Annotated in this window: 20 protein-coding genes and 1 pseudogene; 10 read left to right on the top strand and 11 right to left on the bottom strand. The window is 64.8% G+C overall.

The features are described 5' to 3' along the window. The first annotated feature begins 64 nt into the window (after positions 1–64). The 6 genes from K289_RS0141860 to K289_RS0141830 all read left to right on the top strand — a co-directional run bounded on the left by K289_RS0141860 (position 65) and on the right by K289_RS0141830 (position 3,762). The gene (locus K289_RS0141860) at positions 65–409 is read left to right on the top strand and encodes a hypothetical protein (RefSeq protein WP_245284166.1); all 345 of its coding nucleotides are present in this window, start codon (positions 65–67) and stop codon (positions 407–409) included. A gap of 114 nt (positions 410–523) precedes the next feature. Further along, positions 524–715 (top strand): hypothetical protein, encoded by a 192-nt coding sequence (locus tag K289_RS0141855; protein ID WP_027556726.1) that lies wholly within the window; start codon positions 524–526, stop codon positions 713–715. Between the two features lie 18 nt (positions 716–733). Beyond that, on the top strand, positions 734–1,138 hold the full coding sequence (locus K289_RS0141850; protein ID WP_027556725.1) for a hypothetical protein: 405 nt from the start codon (positions 734–736) through the stop codon (positions 1,136–1,138). Between the two features lie 101 nt (positions 1,139–1,239). Then, entirely contained in the window at positions 1,240–1,368 is a 129-nt protein-coding gene (locus K289_RS52965; protein WP_256380047.1) for a hypothetical protein, read from the top strand. Positions 1,369–1,518: 150 nt separating this feature from the next. Continuing rightward, positions 1,519–2,154 (top strand): uracil phosphoribosyltransferase, encoded by a 636-nt coding sequence (upp, locus tag K289_RS0141835; protein ID WP_027556724.1) that lies wholly within the window; start codon positions 1,519–1,521, stop codon positions 2,152–2,154. Positions 2,155–2,187: 33 nt separating this feature from the next. After that, the gene (locus tag K289_RS0141830; RefSeq protein WP_027556723.1) at positions 2,188–3,762 is read left to right on the top strand and encodes an AMP-binding protein; all 1,575 of its coding nucleotides are present in this window, start codon (positions 2,188–2,190) and stop codon (positions 3,760–3,762) included. 2 nt (positions 3,763–3,764) lie between these two features. Here K289_RS0141830 and K289_RS0141825 read toward each other — a convergent pair whose 3' ends face one another. From K289_RS0141825 to fliD, 9 genes and pseudogenes are all read right to left on the bottom strand, one after another. Further along, complete coding sequence (locus K289_RS0141825) at positions 3,765–4,676, bottom strand: flagellin (RefSeq protein ID WP_027556722.1); 912 nt, start codon at positions 4,674–4,676, stop codon at positions 3,765–3,767. Between the two features lie 11 nt (positions 4,677–4,687). Further along, positions 4,688–6,463 carry a flagellar hook-associated protein FlgK gene (gene flgK, locus K289_RS0141820; RefSeq protein WP_027556721.1) on the bottom strand — a complete coding sequence of 592 codons (1,776 nt, stop codon included), beginning with the start codon at positions 6,461–6,463 and terminating at the stop codon, positions 4,688–4,690. Positions 6,464–6,482: 19 nt separating this feature from the next. After that, positions 6,483–6,938 (bottom strand): flagellar protein FlgN, encoded by a 456-nt coding sequence (locus K289_RS0141815; RefSeq protein WP_371260923.1) that lies wholly within the window; start codon positions 6,936–6,938, stop codon positions 6,483–6,485. A 15-nt stretch (positions 6,939–6,953) separates the two neighbouring features. Next, positions 6,954–7,214 carry a hypothetical protein gene (locus K289_RS0141810; RefSeq protein WP_027556719.1) on the bottom strand — a complete coding sequence of 87 codons (261 nt, stop codon included), beginning with the start codon at positions 7,212–7,214 and terminating at the stop codon, positions 6,954–6,956. A 3-nt stretch (positions 7,215–7,217) separates the two neighbouring features. Then, positions 7,218–8,486 (bottom strand): flagellar hook protein FlgE, encoded by a 1,269-nt coding sequence (gene flgE / locus K289_RS0141805; RefSeq protein ID WP_027556718.1) that lies wholly within the window; start codon positions 8,484–8,486, stop codon positions 7,218–7,220. A 31-nt stretch (positions 8,487–8,517) separates the two neighbouring features. Further along, on the bottom strand, positions 8,518–9,183 hold the full coding sequence (locus K289_RS0141800) for a flagellar hook assembly protein FlgD (protein WP_027556717.1): 666 nt from the start codon (positions 9,181–9,183) through the stop codon (positions 8,518–8,520). Positions 9,184–9,415: 232 nt separating this feature from the next. Next, positions 9,416–9,688: a hypothetical protein gene (locus tag K289_RS0141795; RefSeq protein ID WP_027556716.1), complete on the bottom strand. Its 273-nt coding sequence runs from the start codon at positions 9,686–9,688 to the stop codon at positions 9,416–9,418. Between the two features lie 160 nt (positions 9,689–9,848). Beyond that, a pseudogene (gene fliS, locus K289_RS47445) lies at positions 9,849–10,276 on the bottom strand (flagellar export chaperone FliS). Further along, positions 10,276–11,910, bottom strand: a complete 1,635-nt coding sequence (fliD, locus tag K289_RS0141785) for a flagellar filament capping protein FliD (RefSeq protein WP_245284165.1) — start codon at positions 11,908–11,910, stop codon at positions 10,276–10,278. The pseudogene fliS and the gene fliD overlap by 1 nt, the downstream one beginning before the upstream one ends. On the opposite strand from fliD, the gene K289_RS52960 reads away from it, so the two are divergent. Beyond that, positions 11,876–12,004, top strand: a complete 129-nt coding sequence (locus K289_RS52960; RefSeq protein WP_256380046.1) for a hypothetical protein — start codon at positions 11,876–11,878, stop codon at positions 12,002–12,004. The genes fliD and K289_RS52960 overlap by 35 nt on opposite strands. A 53-nt stretch (positions 12,005–12,057) precedes the next feature. Here K289_RS52960 and K289_RS0141780 read toward each other — a convergent pair whose 3' ends face one another. After that, positions 12,058–12,882: a flagellin gene (locus K289_RS0141780; RefSeq protein WP_027556714.1), complete on the bottom strand. Its 825-nt coding sequence runs from the start codon at positions 12,880–12,882 to the stop codon at positions 12,058–12,060. Between the two features lie 141 nt (positions 12,883–13,023). Next, positions 13,024–13,707, bottom strand: a complete 684-nt coding sequence (locus tag K289_RS0141775) for an RNA polymerase sigma factor (protein ID WP_027556713.1) — start codon at positions 13,705–13,707, stop codon at positions 13,024–13,026. Positions 13,708–13,976: 269 nt separating this feature from the next. Between K289_RS0141775 and K289_RS51360 the strand changes: the two genes are divergently transcribed. The 3 genes from K289_RS51360 (at position 13,977) to K289_RS0141765 (ending at position 18,036) form a co-directional block, all read left to right on the top strand. Then, on the top strand, positions 13,977–14,171 hold the full coding sequence (locus tag K289_RS51360) for a hypothetical protein (protein WP_156918488.1): 195 nt from the start codon (positions 13,977–13,979) through the stop codon (positions 14,169–14,171). A 47-nt stretch (positions 14,172–14,218) separates the two neighbouring features. Then, positions 14,219–16,633 (top strand): HAD family hydrolase, encoded by a 2,415-nt coding sequence (locus K289_RS0141770; protein WP_027556712.1) that lies wholly within the window; start codon positions 14,219–14,221, stop codon positions 16,631–16,633. An 83-nt stretch (positions 16,634–16,716) separates the two neighbouring features. Then, positions 16,717–18,036, top strand: a complete 1,320-nt coding sequence (locus K289_RS0141765) for a hypothetical protein (protein ID WP_027556711.1) — start codon at positions 16,717–16,719, stop codon at positions 18,034–18,036. The last annotated feature ends 13 nt before the right edge of the window (positions 18,037–18,049 follow it).

Genomic DNA, 18,049 nt, shown 5'->3' with positions numbered 1-18,049 from the left:
GCCGTATCGCATGAGTTCGCCGTCATCAGCCAAGGAACCGCAGAGGCTGCTTCGCGCCTGGCAATTGGCGCTGCTGCGCTTTGCCGTGACGCTTGACGATGGCGACAAACTCAACGTCGCGGCGATCGCCGCGGAACTGGATCGGTTGAGCGGCCGCACGCTCGGTGATTCCCTTCATTTCTTCCGGCGAACCAGCTCGCAGCTCTGCGCGGCGATCGATGGGCAGCAACAGAATTCCGAGGCGATCCTGGAGCACTTCTGCGAGCAGATCGACGAACCGCGGCTGCGGCTTGCTTTTGCTGCAGCCGTCGGGATCGCGCGTTCGAACAGGGCCCCGCCCGCCGCGCGACCGAAGCGGAACCACGATCTGTTCAGAGGCCTGCCGGCGCGACGAACGGCATCTTTATGACATTCCTATGCGGTGGCCTCGGCGTCCATCTCGCAATCCAACGGCGCGATGAACATCATACGAGGCAGATTGGAGCGGCCCTCTCGCCGCGCCGCGGACTAAGGACTGCTGAAAATGTCGCTACTGACACATGACCTTGAACGACCCTTTGATTGGGCCGAACGCCCGGCGCGAATCTCGAAGGCGCGCAAGGCGCAGCTCAAGCGCATCGCTTTGCGCGCGCTGGCCGTGCTTTCGATGGGCAGCGTGCTCGCCGCGCTCATTGCTCTGAAGACCGCAATCTATGTCTGGCACCTCCACGCCTGACCGGCATGGGAGAGGATCATGACCTTGCAAATGTGTGAGGAGTCCGCCATGGCCGCGATCGCGCTTCAAGAGGTCCGTCGCCGGTCTGAGCAGGCGGCGTCCAGGGTTGCAGCCGCCGCCGCGCTCAAGCCGCTCGATCCCGATATCGTCAGCGCCGCCCTTCCCGCCTTCTTCATCGGCCGCAACAGCGCCGGCCTGTGGGTCGCGCGCGAAGCGAATGGACGTGTCGGCGGTCTCTTCCTGTTCAAGAGCTCGGCGGTCGATTTCGCCAACCGGCAGAGCGCGCCGGCAAAATGCGCGCTGGTGTTTCCGGCCGAGATTTTCGAGCTCGACATCGAAAACCAGGGCAATCCGCTGGTTGCGCTCGGCGCACGACTGCTGGCGGAGATGAAGCGGCGCCTGGCGCAGCTCTTCGCAAGGTAGCGACGACATGATCGAGCTCAAGATCATTTTTCTGGTCGCGTTGATGGGCGCACTGCTGCTCAGCCTGCGCGTCACCGCGGCTCCGACCTCGGACGGCTAGCATGCAGCTCCTCAAGGAAAACCTCGAGCACGCGGTCACGGTCACGGTTCTGACCATGACGCTGAGCCTGATCTGGGGCGCAATCCTGACGCTCGTGATCACGCTTCTTGCGCGTGGGCTCGGGGTCTAGGCCGCTCACCTCTTCGCTTGACCATGGCTGCCCAAGAGGCGAGCAACCGAGCGCGCACGGTGGTCGCGATGCTGGCTTGAGGCCAGCTATCCGGCGGAAAAGCCCCGGCCGATCTGGCGCAAATTCACGGAACCGTGTAGAGCGGTTTCCATGAGCAGCAGCAACGTCAACGTCGTCGCCCACCCCCTGGTCCAGCACAAGCTCTCGCTGATGCGGGAGAAGGACCGCTCGACCAAGAGCTTTCGCGAAATCCTGAACGAGATCGGGATGCTGCTCTGCTACGAGGTGACGCGCGACCTGCCGCTGGAGCTGGTCGAGATCGAGACGCCGATCGCGCCGATGCACGCGCCCAAGATCGCCGGCAAGAAGCTGACGCTGGCGCCAATCCTGCGTGCCGGTGTCGGCTTCCTCGATGGTATGCTGGCGCTGATGCCTTCAGCGCGCATCGCCCATATCGGGCTCTACCGCGACCCCGAGACCCTGCAGGCGGTGGAGTACTATTTCAAGGCGCCGCAGGACCTGTCAGACCGTACCGTGATCCTGATGGACCCGATGCTCGCGACCGGCAACTCGGCCTGCGCCGGCGCCTCCCTGCTTAAGGCACGCGGCGCCCGCGACATCCGCTTCGTGTGCCTTCTGGCCGCACCGGAAGGCATCGCGCAGTTCCAGCGGGAGCATCCCGACGTACCGGTCTGGACCGCCGCGATCGACGAACGGCTCAACGACCACGGCTACATCGTGCCGGGCCTCGGCGATGCCGGCGATCGGATGTTCGGCACCAAGTAGACAGGTCTGCGCGATCGGTTTACTCCGGTAGCCATGCGCAAGAACGATCGATCACTGCAATCGCTGATCGGCACCGGCTCCGCCGCCGATCCCGCCTTCGTGTTCGACGGCACACCCGTGTCGCGCGCGGAATTGTCCCGCAAGGTCGACCAGACTGCTGCCTGGCTTGCGGCCCAGGGTATCGGCAGAGGCGACGTCGTCGCGGTCTGGCTCGTCAACCGGGTCGAATGGGTCGCGCTTCTGTTCGCGGCTGCCCGGCTTGGGGCGATCGCCGCCGCCGTCAACACCCGCTACCGCAGCGCGGAAGTCGCCCACCTCCTCCGCCTGTCCGGCGCAAAGCTGATGGTCGTCGAGGCCGCGTTTCGCTCGATCGACTTCGCCGCCATTCTCGCCGATATCGCCAAGGCCGACGTGCCCGCGCTGCAAAAGCTCGCAGTGGTCGACGCGGATGCGATCCCGGCGCACTGGCCCTGCGTCCGGTTCGACGCTTTCGACAAACCCTATCCGCCGGCACCGGCGCTACAGGACGATGTCGACCTGCCAGTGCTGCTCTACACGACCTCGGGCACGACCAAGGGGCCGAAGCTCGTGGCGCATTCGCAAGCAACGCTTGCCACGCACGCACGCTCCGTCGCCAGGGCGCTAGCGCTCTCGCCACAGCGGCATTCGCTGCTGGCGATGCTGCCGTTTTGTGGCACTTTTGGCTTGACCAGCCTGCTTGGATTCCTCGCCGCCGGCGTGACCATCCATGTGCTCGACGCCTTCGAGGCGGCGCCGGCGCTAGAAATCCTCGGCGAGCACGGAATCACGCATGCCTTCGGCTCCGACGAGATGTTCCGCCGCATTCTCGCGCTCACCGATGTGCGCCGGCCGTTTCCGAGTGCGGAAGTGTTCGGCTTCGCCGCATTCCAGCCGGGTTGGCGCGAGCTCGCCGCGGAGGCCGAGGCGCGCGGACTGCCGCTGTTCGGCCTCTACGGCTCGAGCGAGGTGCAGGCGCTGTTCTCGATCGGCCGCGCAAGCGACGCCTTCGCCGACCGCATCGAAGGAGGCGGCTGGCCGATGTCGCCGGAAGCTTCGGTGCGCGTGCGCGACACCGAGAACGGCGTGCTCGCGGCAAACGGAATCTCGGGCGAGATCGAGATCAGCGCGCCGTCGCGTTTCCTCGGCTATTTCAACAATCCGGGGGCGACGCAGGACGCCATCACCGCGGACGGCTTCTTCCGCACCGGCGACATCGGCCGGCTGCGCGGCGACGGCTCCTTCGTCTATGAGACCCGCGCGGGCGATGCCATGCGGCTTGGCGGCTTCCTGGTTGCGCCCGGCGAGATCGAGGACGAGCTCAAGGCCTGTGCCGGCATCGCTGACGCCCAGGTCGTCGCGGTCGACCTGAAGGGCCAGGCGCGCTGCGTCGCTTTCGTGATCCCGACCGGAGAGCCCCCGCAGCAGGAGGCACTGGTCGCGCGGTTGCGCGAACGGCTCGCCGGCTACAAGGTCCCGGCGCGGATCTATGTCGTCGATGCCTTTCCCGTCACCGACAGCGCCAATGGCGTGAAAATCCAGCGCGCGCGGCTCCGCACCATGGCGATGGAACGGATCGCGGCCGAATAGGCTTATTTCAGATAGCTCGCGAGATTCATGCCCAGGATCTTGGAGATGGCCGAATAAGACGCGGTGAGCTGCGCCTGGTAGGTCGAGAGCTGCGCCGTGATGGCCGCGACATCAACGCTGGTGAGATCGCTCGACAGCGTCTCCGCATAGCTCTTGTAGTCGGTCTGGCGCGCGGTCGCCGTCTCGATCGAGGACGCCGCGCTCGACAGCTTTGCCTGCACCGCTGCGGTATCGTCGAGCGCCGTGCCGGCGAGATCGAGCGCGCTGGAAATATCGGATGAGGACAGCGAGGTGCTGTTCGCGACGAATTTCAGGACGCGCATCACCTCCTCGAACGCGGAATTGTCCGCGGTCACGCCATAGGACACGGTCTCGTCCGCGGCGACGCGCACCGAGGCGATCTCGTCATCGCCTTTATAATAGCTCGTGTCCGCCGTGGTCGTGGACCCCGTGCCGGACGAGAAGCCCGTGAGATCGACCGGTGCCGTGTCCGACTTGCCGCCGGCAAAGACGTACTGGCCGTCATATTGCGTGTTCATCAGCGAGCCCATCTCCTGCAGCATCTGCTGCGCCGACGAGATCACCGAATTCGTCTCGGTCGAGCTGCCGGTCGAGGCGGCACTGAGCTGAGAACGGAGCTGCGTGATGATGTCGGTCATCGAGCCGACGGCCGAATACATCACCTGCACCTTGCTGTCGGCAAGCGTCGCGGCGTCGATATAGGATTGCGCCCGCGTCACCGAGACCTGAAGGTTGACGACATGCTGTGCGGTCGAGCCGTAGCCGCCGAAATCGGTGGAGATGACGCCGGCGGATTCCTGGATTTGCTCGTTGGCCATCACCGACTGCACGCGCAGCGCGTCGGCGATCATCGCGTTCGACTGGGCGAAGGTGGCCACACGCATCGCGACCATGGCGCGGCTCCTTATGTCGACTGCACGGCGGTGAGCAGCGCCGAGTACATGGAGTTGATGGCCTGGATCAGCGCGGAGGCCGCCGAATACTTGTTCTGGAGCGTGCTCAGCTTCGCCGATTCCTCGTCGAGGTTGACGCCGGATTGCGAGGACAGCGAGCTCGCATAGGTCGACTGCGCCGTCTGTTTGGCGGTGTAACTGGAGGAGGCCTGCGACGACTCGCTGGCGACGTCGGCCACAATGGCCGAGGCATAGTCGGCAAATGAGCCGGTGGTCGCGGCGAGCCCGCCGGTCGAGGCGAAAGTCTGGGAGTCCGTCAATGCATCGTAGAAGGCGTTGACGACTGTGGCCGAGCCCGACGACAGCACCGTGCTGCCAACGGTCAGGCTGGACGAGGCGTCCAGCGTCGCGAGTTGCAACTCTTTGGTGCCGGACAGGATGCTGCTGTTGACCGCGATGTCGGACGCGCTCGTTCCGGTCACGAGGTCGTTGAGGCCGAAATACCGCGAAAATCCCTCGCCCGAGCTGCCGACCGAGCTCGTCATCTCATTGATGGCGACGCCGTTGCCGGAGCCGGTCGCTGTGATCGAGAGATGGCCGTCCGCATCGACCGAGGCCGACAGGCCCGAGATGCCGTTGATGGCGGTGACGAGATCGCCGACCGTGGAGTAAGACGACAGATCGAGATCGCCATAGGAGACGAGGTTGCCGCTCTGGCCGGTGACCGCAAGGCGCACCGTGCCGGTGGCGGAGAGCGCCGTTGAGCTGGTGACTGACGTCGTCCCGGTCAGGCTGGTCGGCGCTGGCACCGCGGAGGCGCTGTTGGAGACGCCGTTCATTGCCGACGCGAGCTGCTGCGCGAGCTGGTCGAGTTGCGATTGCGCCGCCGGCAGCGTCTTGTCACGCAGCGTGATCAGCGCGCCGATATCGCCGCCGGTGATCTGGGAGGTGATATCGACGCCGTTCACGGTGATCGCGCTGAAGCCGCTCGATGATGAGCCGGCCGTGTAGGTCGTGGACGCCGTGACGTTGGCCGCCGCCGTGTAGCCGATCGTGTGCGCGGTGCTGTCGACCAGCGCCTGGCCAGAGGTGGTGTAGATCTGGAGATCGCCGTTCGATGCCGTGAAATAGCTGATGTTCATCTTCGAGGCGATGTCCTGGAGCGCAGTGTTGCGCTGATCCTCCAAGTCGGCGGTCGACTGGCCGGCCGCCGCCGTCTGCTTGATCTCGGCGTTGAGGTTCGCGATCTGCTGCAAATCGTCGTTGACGCCGTCGATCGAGGACGCGATGTCCTGGTCGGCGTTGGCGCGAAGCTTCTGGATGCCGCTCGAGGTCTCCCGCAGCTGGCTCGCGACGTCGTCGAGCGCGCTGATGACGTTGGATTGCAGCGAGGCGCTGCTCGGCGTGCTCGCCAGCGACGACAGCGCCGATTCCAGCGAGGCGATGCTGTTGGCGAGCGACGTTCCGGTCGAGGAGCTGGAGGAACTCGAGGTCGAGCCGTAGAGCTTCTCCAGCGACGTCAGATAGGTGTTGGTGGTGTCGGCAGCGCCGAGATCGGAGGTCGCGCCGATCAGCGACTTCAGGAGCAGCTTGTCGACCGTCGAGGTAATGCCCGTCACCGTGACGCCCGTACCGACACCGTTGGTGACGGTGCTCGACTGGGCCGCGGTCTTCTTGGTATAGCCGGTCGTGTCGGCGTTCGAGATGTTCGACGACGTCACGCTGATCTGCACAGACGTGGCCGAAAGCCCGCTGAAGGCGACCAAACGTGCGATGTCGAGCGACACGGCGCGGCTCCTCGGCTGGTCAGGCGCTGCGGCTGGTGCCGCTGGAGACGGCGCGCGCCGCGACGCGACCGGACGCGCCGTAGGGCGACACCGCCGCGATCTGCTCACGGATCGCCTGCATGACCGCCTCGATCCGGCGATTGCTGGCCTCGATCGCCGCGCGCAGGCGCACCAGGTTTTCGTCCATCGCTACGCGCAGCTTCAGTATCCGCTCCATCAACTGTTCGCGCAGCAGCCGGTCGCGCACGTGCAGGCTGGTCGTACCCGCCGCGCATTCGGCAACCGTGCGTTCGAACACCTCCGCCAGCCGGTTCTTCTCGTCGACCTGCTTCAGCCGCGAGGCCGGCAGGCCCTTGGCGAGCTCCGCATTCTCCTCCGCGACCAGCACGGTCAGGTTGTCGATGAGCGCGATCAAGGATTTGATCCGTGCGTCACCTTCCGCGGCGCTCGTCCTCTTGGCTTGAGCTACAGTCATGGTCATCGCCTTCTTCTAATTGTGCCGCCGGCCGCGGCCGGCTTGCGAGTTGCGCAAGTAGGCACCGATCGCCGTCGCTCGGGTGGTTGCCTGCTTCATCTCGCCCTCGATCGCCGCGCATTCCCGCAGGAGACCGTGGCGGGTGGTCTCGATATCGTCGATCAGCGCGAGCAGCTGCTTGCGGTCGCTGCGCTCGACGGTAGCGGCGCGCGCCACCAGCCTGCGCAGCCGCCGCAGCAAGGCTTCACCCGCGGCCTTTGCCGTCTCACCGCGCATCGCTCACCTCATCGCCGAGATCAGGGTGTCGTACATCTTGTTCACGGTCGAGATGACCTGCGAGGCGGCGGAATAGGCCTGCTGCGCCGAGATCATGCTCGAGAACTGGCTGCTGGTGTCGGTGGTCGAGGATTCCAGCTCGCTGCCGTAGACCGTGCCCGCGCCGTTCTCGCCGGAAGCCTGCAACGCGGCGTTCCCCGACGTCACGGTCGCCGAGTAGAGGCCGTCGCTAGCCGCCGACAGGCCATTCGGATCAGCGAACGTCGCCACGGCGATCTTGTAGATCGCAATCGTCTCGCCGTTCGAATAGGTGGCGTCGACCACGCCGTTCTTGCCAATCGAGACGCTGGACAGCTTGCCGTAGGACAGGCCGTCCGAATTGATGCTGGTGACGTTGACGGACGGCGTCGTCTCGCCGGAAGCGTACTGCGTCAGCCCGTCGGTCTTGCCGGCAGTGCCGAGGTCGAGCGTGATCGAGCTGTCAGCGGCGCCGTCGGTCCAGCCCGTCACCGCGACGGTCGCGGGGCTCGGGCTGGTGCTCTTCAGCGAGCCGTCGGTGTTGAAGGTGATGTCAACCGTACCGCTGACGCCGGTTGCGGTTGAGGTGCTGGTGTCCGACGCCGAGGTCGGCTTGGCAAAGCTTGCGCTCCAAGTGTTAGTGCCGGTCTTGGTCCAGGTGATCTGCATCGTATTCGCCGCGCCCAGCGAATCGTAGACCGTCATCGAGCTGGTATAGGTGTCGCCGGTGGCGGCATCGGACGGCAGGTTGGCCGCGATCGTGGTCTTGGTGGTGGCGCTGCCGCTGGTCGAGGCGATCTGGGTGTTGATGGCCGAGAGGTTGCTCGCGGACTCGCTGCCGACGACGTTGCCATCCGCATCGGTGCGCCAGCCCTCGAGGTAGCTGCCGTTGTTCTCGAGATAGCCGGCATTGTCGATCGTGAAGGCGCCGTTGCGGGTGTAGGACGTGGTGCCACCCGAAGTGGCGCTGGTCACCACGAAGAAACCCGAGCCCTGGATCGCAACGTCGGTGGCGTTAGAGGTCGCGGCAAGAAGGCCCTGCTGGGTGATGTTGGCGCGGCCGGAGACCGTGACGCCGCCCGAGGCATAGGAGGTCGCGTTGCTCGAGGCAGTGACGAGGTCGTCGAACATCGCCGACGTGGTCTTGTAGCCCGTCGTATCGGAGTTGGCGATGTTGTCGCTGATCATCGACAGGGACTGGCTCTGCGCGCTGAGCGCCGAGATCGCCGAGGACAGAGCACCGGTTAGACTCATGAGGAAGCTCCAGGGAAATCAGGACGTGAAATCAGGACGTGACGCCGATGATGTCGGCGGCGCTGACCGAGACGCCGTTCACGGTGAGCGAGGGCGTCGAGGTCGAGGTGTCGATGCCGGTCACCGTGCCGGTGACGGTCGTGTAGTTGAGGACGGAGTTGCCGGCGGAATCTGTCGCAGTTACCGAGATGGTGTACTTGCCGCCGTCGGAGAGCTGGTTGCCGCTGGAGTCCTTGCCGTCCCAGGTGAAGGTGTTGGATCCGGCGCTCCCCGCTCCGGTGCCGGTCCACACCGTGTTGCCGGAAGAATCCTTGACGCTGATCGAGACGTTCGAGGCGGACGACGACAGCGAGTAGCCGAACGTCGCCGAGCCGTTGCTCAGCGTCGACGTATCAGTCTTCGCCTCGACGGTGTGGCCGATATAGTTCACCGAGTTGAGCGTCACGAGGCTCGAGAACGAGCTCGACAGCGAAGAGAGATTGGAGTTGATCGACTGCTGCTGGTTGAAATTCGCGTAGGACGTGAGCTGATTGATGAAGTCGGTGGTCGAGGTCGCATTCAGCGGATCCTGGTTCTGGAGCTCGCTGACGAGCAGGCTCAGGAAGTCGCTCGACGTCAGCGACGACGAAGACGACGTGCTCGACGAGGACGTCGTGGTTGATGCTGTCGAGACGGAGCTCGTCGCGGAAACGGTCATCAAACACTCCGGTTCTCGTGCCGCCGGCCGTGACGATGTCGGCGGGCGGCTTGAAATCTCTGTGCTGATGAAACGCGTGGGCGTGCGAATTCAGGCGCGGATTTGCCCGCGTGAATGCGGCTTTCGACGCGGCAAGATCTGCCGTACGCGCACACTGCGTTCGGCGCCCGGCGTCAGCGCGAGCAGGCCCCACTCCGATTTATGAAGAGCGTAAGTAGATCGTAGGAAACTCTCAGCTCCCGGCCGTCTCGCCTTCGGTGCGCGGCTCGGCGGCGTCGCTGTTCAATTTCTTGGCCGCGGCGGCGATGCGGTCGGCAAGGCCTGCCGGCGCCCGCACCGGGGGCGCTTCAAGCGCGCTACGCAAGGTGCGCGCCTCCTCCAGGAGCGACTGCGCGGCGGCGGAACAGGCCAGCAGCTCTTCGGCGGGCAGACGCTGATCGTCGGGCCAGCGCGAAAGGTCCTCGCCCAGCCGATCGATCAGATCCTCAAACTCGGTGACGTCCATCGCCTGCCGGTCCCGTCTTCCCCGGGCCCGTCATAAAGCATTGCGAGCGCGGCGGAAACCGGATTCCCGCGAGTTCAGGCGCCAAAGGCGCCCGACGCACTACGGAATGCGCTCGAAACCGTGGTCCGAACGACTGCCGGGGCCGGCGAGATGAGTTCGCTCAACGCTTGCCGGCCGAATCGGCCGGGGCAGCCTTGCCCCCCGCACCGTAGCGTCGACCTGCTCCCAGGCCTCACGCAGCTCGGTCAAGCCGGCAATGATGCGCCGAAAACTCTCGCGCGCATTCGGCCGGCCATAGGCCTTCAGGCTCGCCAGGATGAGGGCGTTGTAGGTCTGGAACAGCCGTTCGGCGACCGCCCCGCCCTTGGTGAAATCGAGATTGTGGCTGAGCCCGCGCAGGATCGCGGTCGCCTTCATCAGGTGCTCGTGTCCCTCCTCGAAGCGCCGCGCTTCCTGCGCCGCAAGCGACTTCTGCAGGAAGGTGATCGCGCCGCCGAGCAGCATCGATACCGCCTTCAGCGGCGGGACGGTGGTCGCGATTCCCCGATAGGCCTGATTGGCCATGTACGCCATCGGATTATGCATCATCAGTTACTCGAGCTGGAGTTGAGCAAGGCCTTGAGATAGGTGAGCGTGTTGTTGGCGCTCTCGATCGCGGCCTGGTAGTTCGCATATTGGGTCTGGAGCTGCGTCTGATAGGCGGTCGCGGCGCTCTCGATGTCGTCGACCTTCTGCTGAAGCACGTTGTCGCGGTCCTGCAGGTTTGTGATCAAGGTCTGCAATGCACCCGAGCTCGAAGAGTAGGTCTTGGCGATCTGGTAGAGCTGCGTGGCAATGCCGGACGTCGAGGTCACCGTGATCGATTGCGACGTCGTCCCCGAATAGGTGAAGGCCATGCCGGCATAGGCCGTCCCGGCATTGCCGATGATGGTGGTGCCATTGATCGTGAACAGCGAGGAGTCGCTGCCGACCGAGGCCGACGTGAGATTGCCGGAGGAATCCACGGTCAGGTCGAGCGCGAAGGATTGCGGCGAGGTTCCGGTGTTGACGACGCTGAGCTGGCTCGACGAAGTCTTGGTCTGCGCCGACAACAGCGTGGTGACCCCGCTCAAATCGGTGCTGAGGATTCCGGACAGCGTCGAGGTGTCGAGCTCGAGCTCGTTGTTCTCGTTGAAGGACAGGCCGAGGTCGGCCATGGTGAGCCCGCCCACGGTGCTGTTGAGCGCGTTCTGCAGCGCATCCATGATGTCGCGCATTGTGCCATCGCCGAACAGAACCGCGCTCGACGACGCCGTGCCGTCCGAAGCGGTCGCCTGCTGGGCCATCACCGCGTCGCGGAAGGTGTTGTAGTTGGTGACGAACGTCTCGACCGCGGATTCGATCTGGCTGGTGTCGGCCCCGATGCTGATGTTCAGCGTTGCTCCGTCGGGCGTCGCCTGGAGCAGGTTGAACGTCACACCGCTGAGAACGTCGGTGATGTCGTTGGTATCCCGGGTCATCGAGATGCCGTCGAGGGAGAACTCGGCCGCCTGTGCCTTCTGCAGGGCGTCGGTGAAGGCGCCGGAGCTATCGGTCACCCCGAGCTTGTTCAGGATGTCGTCGCCGGAGGTGCTGGAATAGGTAATGTCGGCCGCATCCTCGGTTCCGGTCAGCACCATCTCGTAGGATCCGCTCGACACCTGGACGATCGAGGCCTGCACGTTGGTGGTCGAGGTCTGGGCGTTGACGGCGTCGACGACGTCCTGGAGCGACATCGTGCTGGTGACGGTGATGTCGGCGGTGCTGCCGCTCCCCAGACCGAGCGAGAAGGTGCCGGAATAGCCGAGCGCGGCGGTCTGGCTCGATTGCGAGGTGCCGACCACCTTCTGCGCGGTGGCGATCTGGCTGATCGTCAGCGTGTGGCCGCCGGTCGCCGCGCCGTTGCTGACCGACATCGACAGCGCGGATGACGCGCTCACGTCGCCGGTCGAGCTGAGGGTCGCCGAACGGGTGGCAAAGGCGTTGGTCGCCAGCGAATTGACGACGGAGGTCGCGAGCGAGGAGAGCCCGCTGTAGAGCGTGGAAAGGTCGGTCTGGAGCGTCTGGTAGGCGGTGACCTTGGCCTCGTTGCTGGTGATCGTGGTCGAGATCGTGGTCGCCTGCTCGAGCTTGGCGTTCACCGCCGCCGTGATCAGCGCGCTCCAATCGATGCTGGTCGACGTCGTCGTACCGGTCGTCGTCACCGAGGAGGCGCTCGAACTGGCCGAACTGGTCGTCGACGTGCTGCTGGTGCTCGAACTGACGCTGGTCACTTTGCTGCCCGCTCCATCCCGGTAAGAGCCGGGCCGGCATCAAGCCGACCCGGCATGACGGTCGTTAGGCCAGGCGTCTTAGCCGAGCAGCTTGAGCAGGTATTGCGGCATCTGGTTCGCCGCGGATTCGGCCGACACCGCGGCCTGCGTCTTCACTTCGGCCGAGGACAGCTTGGCCTGCTCGGCCGCGATGTCGACGTCCTTGATCGCGGAGTTCGCAGCCTGCAGGTTCTGGGTCTGGGTCGAGATCGAGTCGGAGGAGAAGTTGAACCGCGACTCCTGCGCGCCGATGCTGGCGCGAGCCGCGGAAACCGTATCGATCGCGGTGTCCAGCACGGTCAGTGCCGAGGTCGCATCCGACAGCGAGCTGACGTCGAGCGAAGAGACGCTGAGCGAGGACGCCGTGAGGCTCGTCAGCTTGATCGTGATGGTGTCCGAGCCCGAAGAGCCGACCAGGACCGAGACGCCGGAGGAGAACACGCTGGAGCCATCGAGCAGACTCTGGCTGGAATAGCGGGTGCCGCTCGCGATCGAATCGATTTCGCTCGTGAGCTGCGTGAATTCCGAGTTGATATAGGCCCGGCTTGAATCGGTGGTGGTGCCCGAGGCGGACTCCGAGGCCAGCGACTTCATGCGGGCCAGGATGTCGGAGATGTTCGAAGCGCCGCCGTCCGCGGTCTGCAGGATCGCAGTCGCCTGCGACGCGTTGGTCGCGGCCTGCTGCAGCGTGGTGACGTCCGACGAGATGCGGGTGGAGATCGCAAGGCCGGCAGCGTCGTCGGAGGCAGAAGTGATGCGCGAACCGCTCGACAGCTTGGAGAGCGAGCTGCTCTCCTGCGCGGAGTTGATGTTGAGGTAGCGGACCGCGGAGTTCGCGGCAGTGTTGGTGTTAATTGCAGGCATCGAAGGCTCCTGTGCTGATGGGCATGGCGTGCCGCATCGTGGAAGACGATTGACGACGCGGACCGCAGCCCCGTCCGTTCGCTCAAACGACGGAGCGCAAGGAGATCAGGCGGGAAATTCTCCGAGAGCGGAATTTTATGGTTAGTAGTCGGTAAACGCGGTTCGGATGTCGCGTTCGTGCTTGCGCAGGAGCTGGCGAAGCTGCTGGCGGCCGCGCTTGAGCAGCGACTCCACCGCGGCGACCGTCGTGTCCATCACCTGCGCGATCTCGCCGTTGCTCATGTTCTCGTGGTAGGAGAGGATCACCGCGATGCGCTGCTGCTCTGGCAGGCGCTGCATGGCCAGCTCCAGCATGCCGTTCAGCTCGTTGCGCTCGATGATTTCAGCAGCATCCGGCTGGCCGTCGGCAACTTCCGGCACCGTCTCGACATTCTCGGTGCGCGGCTTGCGGCGCAGGTCGATGCAGCGGTTGGAGATGACGCGGTAAAGCCAGGTCGAGAATTTTGCGCGGCCGTGCTGCCAACGCCCGCGATGAGTCCAGATCTTGAGCATGGTGTCCTGCACCACGTCCTCGGCATCCGCCGCGTTGCCGATGATGCGCAGCGCGATCGCGTAGGCACGATCGATATGCCGCTCGACCAGCATCCGGAATGCAGCTTCATCACCGGTGGCAAGCCTGTCCAGGAGCTCGCTGTCCTCGTCGAAGACAACGTCGGCGACCGGCGGATTGTCGGGCGCGAGCGCCACTGAGGGCATCACCGGCACGGTCGCATCAGCCGGCACCGTCGCCTCGGCGGGAGCCCAGACATCAGCAGCGTAACTCATCCCGCAATCTCCAACCCGCAATGCCGGCGGCGCACATGCCACGCAGCTTCCACGCGTTGAACGCGACACCAGAACAATCCAGGCGGAGATTTTCTGAGTTTTTTCAAGATGTTATCCGGAATCTTTTGCCGGGCAACAGGCAATAATTGCCGACAGCACGCAAATATCGCGCGTTCGTCCTGCAATCATCGACATCGTCTCGCACCATTGCGGATCATCGATCCCGAACAGATGTGTTCTCGAAAAACGCTTAGATTACGCGGCACCAGGTGATCGAACGGCACGCGCATCGCGCGCCTGAGGATCAATTGTGTCTGAGTGTAAACGGCCGCGAGACCGCTTCTTCACTCGGCAATTTTTTCCGAATCACCTTTTTCGAACCTAGCGATTTTTTTGAATCTGTCAGTCGCGACGAGCGCGATTTTGAATCGCGCGTGAACTTTTTTCGTCGTCGTGCCGCCTGAGTTCACTCACACGCACGTTAATCGCGTGTTGGACGGGGATTCTTGACATGACGATCGCGACAGTCGACGCAAAATGTCGGACGCAAAATGTTTCTGCTTGGTCATTCGATGTTTTCGATACGTTTCTCGTTCGCGCCTGCACGACGCCAGATGGCGTATTTGAAAGGACTTACGAGCTATCCGGCGTTTCGCGCTCTTCTCCGAGTGTTTCCGCGAGTTTCGTTCAGCATCGAATCCAGGCCGAAGCGCGCGCACGCAAGACTGCGAAAGACAAGCGCGGAGCGAGCGAAGTTCACGTCACCGAGATCTATTCCTATTTTCCGTTCAGGCTGTTCGGCCTCGAACGCCGTGACCTGAACGATCTGGTCGATGCCGAGTTCGACGCGGAGCTCGCGCTTTGCCGTGCCAATCCCGACATGCTGCGGCAATATCTGGACATGAAGCGCGCCGGCCATTGCGTCGGATTCATCTCCGACACCTATTGGGATTCCGAACGGCTGGCGCAGCTGTTGCGGGCTTGCTGGCCCGGCCTGACCTGGGATTTCCTCTACGCCTCCTGCGACCATGGCAGCAGCAAGAGCGAAGCCCTGTTCGCGAAATACCTGTCCGGGCAGGGCATCGATGCAGCCGCCTCCTTTCACGTCGGCGACAACGAGAAGGCCGACATCAGGGGCGCGCGGCGCCACGGCATTCGTCCGCGCTACTATCCACAGGCCACGCCGCAGCTGGCGTCGATCTTTCAACGCGAGACCGCGCTGTTCGAATTGCTCTGCCAGAACGCGCCGTCGCGGCTCGATGATGGCGCGCGTACCTTGCGACGCATGGTGGCAGCGGGCAGTGCCGAGAAGTCTCCCGCATTCCATCTGGGACTCACCATCCTCGGCCCGGTGATGACGGCTTTCAACGCCTTTGTGGCGAGACGATGCAAGGAGGTCGCGGGCCCGGGCCGGCAGGTTGCCCTCGGCTTCCTCGGCCGCGACGGCTTCCTGTCGCACCGGATCTGGCAGGGCCTGAACGGCACGGCCTCGGCCTATCTCGAGATCAATCGCCGTGTCAGCCTGATCGCCTCGGCCGACACGATCGACCCGCTCGTCGATCTCCTCAGCAAGGTCTTCAAGATCGATGCGACGACGTTCCACGACATGATGAAGATCACGTCGCCGAAAGTCGTCGCGTTCTTTGCGAGGTTTCCCGGCGGAATCGCTACCGGCGAAGAGCTCGCAGCCGCCCTTCCCGACCTGATGGACGCCGGTGAAATCGTCGCGCTCGCCGCGGCCTTGCGCAGGCGCTTGCTCGCTTATCTCCGTTACGCAATCCCGGGCTTTGACGACTGCACCGATCTCGTGCTCGCCGATCTCGGTTATTCCGGCAGCGTGCAGAAAGCGCTGCGCCGCGTCTTCGACCAGGAGGGCATCAAGGTTCGCCTGCACGGCGCCTATCTGATCTCCCTCGACGACGCCTTTGACGATATCGCCGAAGAGGACTGTGCGGAAGGCTTCATCTCCGACCTCGTAATCACGCCGCATGCCAAGCGCATGCTGAGCCGCAACGTCGCACTGCTGGAGCAGGCCTGCTGCTCGGCCGACGGCTCGGTGCGGGACTACGAGGGCGGCACGGTGCTGCGTGAGATCAATCCGCGTCCCGCAAGCCAGATCGCGCTTGCCGCGGAGATTCAGGCCGGCGCACTGGCCTTTGCGGAGAGCGCCGTGGGCGTCGCGGCCAATTTCGGTTTGCATCCCTACGCCGCACCCGACGTCGCCGCGCGCTGGAGCGCGGCGACGCTGGCGCGGCTCCTGCTGCTGCCCGATGAGGACGAACTGGCGCTGCTCGGCGGATTGAAGCACGACGTCAACCTCGGCACACATGCGCTGGCGCCGATGCTCGACAGCCGCTTCGTCCGCGACCAGATCACCGCGCGCGGCCTCTCGGCCGCCTGCGCGTCGGCCGCGCCGCCGATGTGGCTCGCGGGCAGCTTCGCGCGCCTGTCACCGTCCTACGGCTATCTCTATGTGCTGTTCGGCGCCAATCGCCTGCCCGCCGACGTCTTCGAGGAACGCCCCTGTGGCTCGGTTCAGGTCGGATTGTTCCGCGCCGGCGGCGATGCGGCACTTGAGACGGTCACCATCTATCGCACCGGACTCGGCGAGCTGCGTTTGCGCATTCCCCTGTCTCGCACCATGGCAATCAGCATGATTGCCTTGCCGCTGGCGAAATTCGCGCCCCAAGGCCTTCTCCATCGCGTGACTGTCCAGCAAGGCGAGGATGTTCGCGAAGCCGCCGAGAGCCAGGACGTGATCGGCATCGCCGACGCCAGCCTGGTCTACGCCGGCATCCAGCGGACCGGCGAGCATTATCGCGCCGAGACCGAGGACGGCTGCCTGCTGATCCCGGTCGCTCCGATGACGAAGGACATCGCGGTCTATTCCGTGGCGATCGCGCCGCTCGGCACCAGCTCCAGATAGTCCGCCTGATCGCGCCGCCCCGGTCGTTGAAGTCCATGGGCTAAGAAAAGCGCCGATCCGACACGGCGCGAGGGGACACGGAATTGACGGACGAGACGCACGCAAATCTTGATCGCCTGCTGCAAGCCGGCGGCATCCAGCTTGGCCGGGCCCAGCGCGATCGCCTGACCTGGCTGGTCGGGCAATACGGTGCGCCGACGCTCGACGCCAACCTTGAGGGACGACACGGCGGCCTCATCCTCCTGAAGGAACTGCCGAGCGGCGCCGCGGCCGAACTGTTCTACCGCGCGCTTACCCCTGCCAGCGCCGTCGTCATTCCCGGAAGCGAGAATCCCGGCTTCGATTTCCTCAAGTCCAAGCTGACCGAGTTCGGCACCGTCGGCCCCTGCGGCGCGGACGGCCCGCATGAAATATGGTGGGGCGGTATCGGCTGGTCGAAATTCCTGACCGCCGCTGATGCCTCCGCCGCCCGGCCGCGCATCGTCTCCTGTTATCCGCGCGGCGGCGGCGAGAATATTTCCTCAGGCTTGAGGCAATCGCTCGAGCGCCTGCGCCTCGACAGCCATATCGAGGCAATCGAGACCCAGTTTGACGACCGCATCCTCTGCTTCGAGAAGGCCGAGTTCATGGTGCGGATGTGGAACAAATATCGCGAACCGCTGCTGTTCGTCGAAGCCGGCGCCGTGTTGCGCGAGCTGCCGCTGCTACCGTCCTTCCTCCGTTGCGACGTCGCGCTCCACAAGTGGAACCGCTGGGAGATGTCGGCGCGTACGCTCTATCTCGGCCGCACCGCGCACGCCGAACTGCTGCTGCGCGCCTGGCAGCAGCTCGCCGCGTCCTATCCCGCGGTCTGGGAGGGCTATCTGCTCGACCAGGCCTGGAGCCTGACCTCGTCGCAGGTGCCGCTCGACACCGTATGGCTGCCGCGATCCTATCACGCGCTGAAAGGCGATCTCGGCGCGAGCCGCGCCGTGATCCTGCACGATCAGCGAACGACGACGCTGGAGCTCGGGCCCGATCCCGGTTTCGCCGGCCTCGTGCGCACCGCCCGCCGCGCCGGCCGCACCGGCGCTCGCGACGCCTTCATGGTGATGACCTCGAAAGCTACGACTGGCAACGGCATCGCCGTGATCTTGCGCGACATCGCGGCCAGCGACGCGACCGCGGTTGCGGCGACGGTCGAAGCCGTGACCGGCGCCTATGCCGCCGACTGCGGCGGGTACGGCCGGTTCGAGCTGTCGCTGTGCGCCTGGCAGGAGGATGTCGGCGCCGCGCGCGAAGCCGCCGCCCTGGCGCGCTACCGCATCCTGGAGATCGCCCCGGGGCAGAAGATCGCCAACGATTTCTTCGCCGCGCACGCATCCGACGATGCGGTCATGACCGCGCGCCATCTTTTCCCCTGACGGACGACACACG

Origin of the sequence: Bradyrhizobium sp. Cp5.3, from assembly GCF_000426265.1 — a bacterium.
Taxonomy (GTDB): Bacteria; Pseudomonadota; Alphaproteobacteria; order Rhizobiales; family Xanthobacteraceae; genus Bradyrhizobium; species Bradyrhizobium neotropicale.
This window is presented reverse-complemented; position numbering and strand designations above follow the sequence as displayed.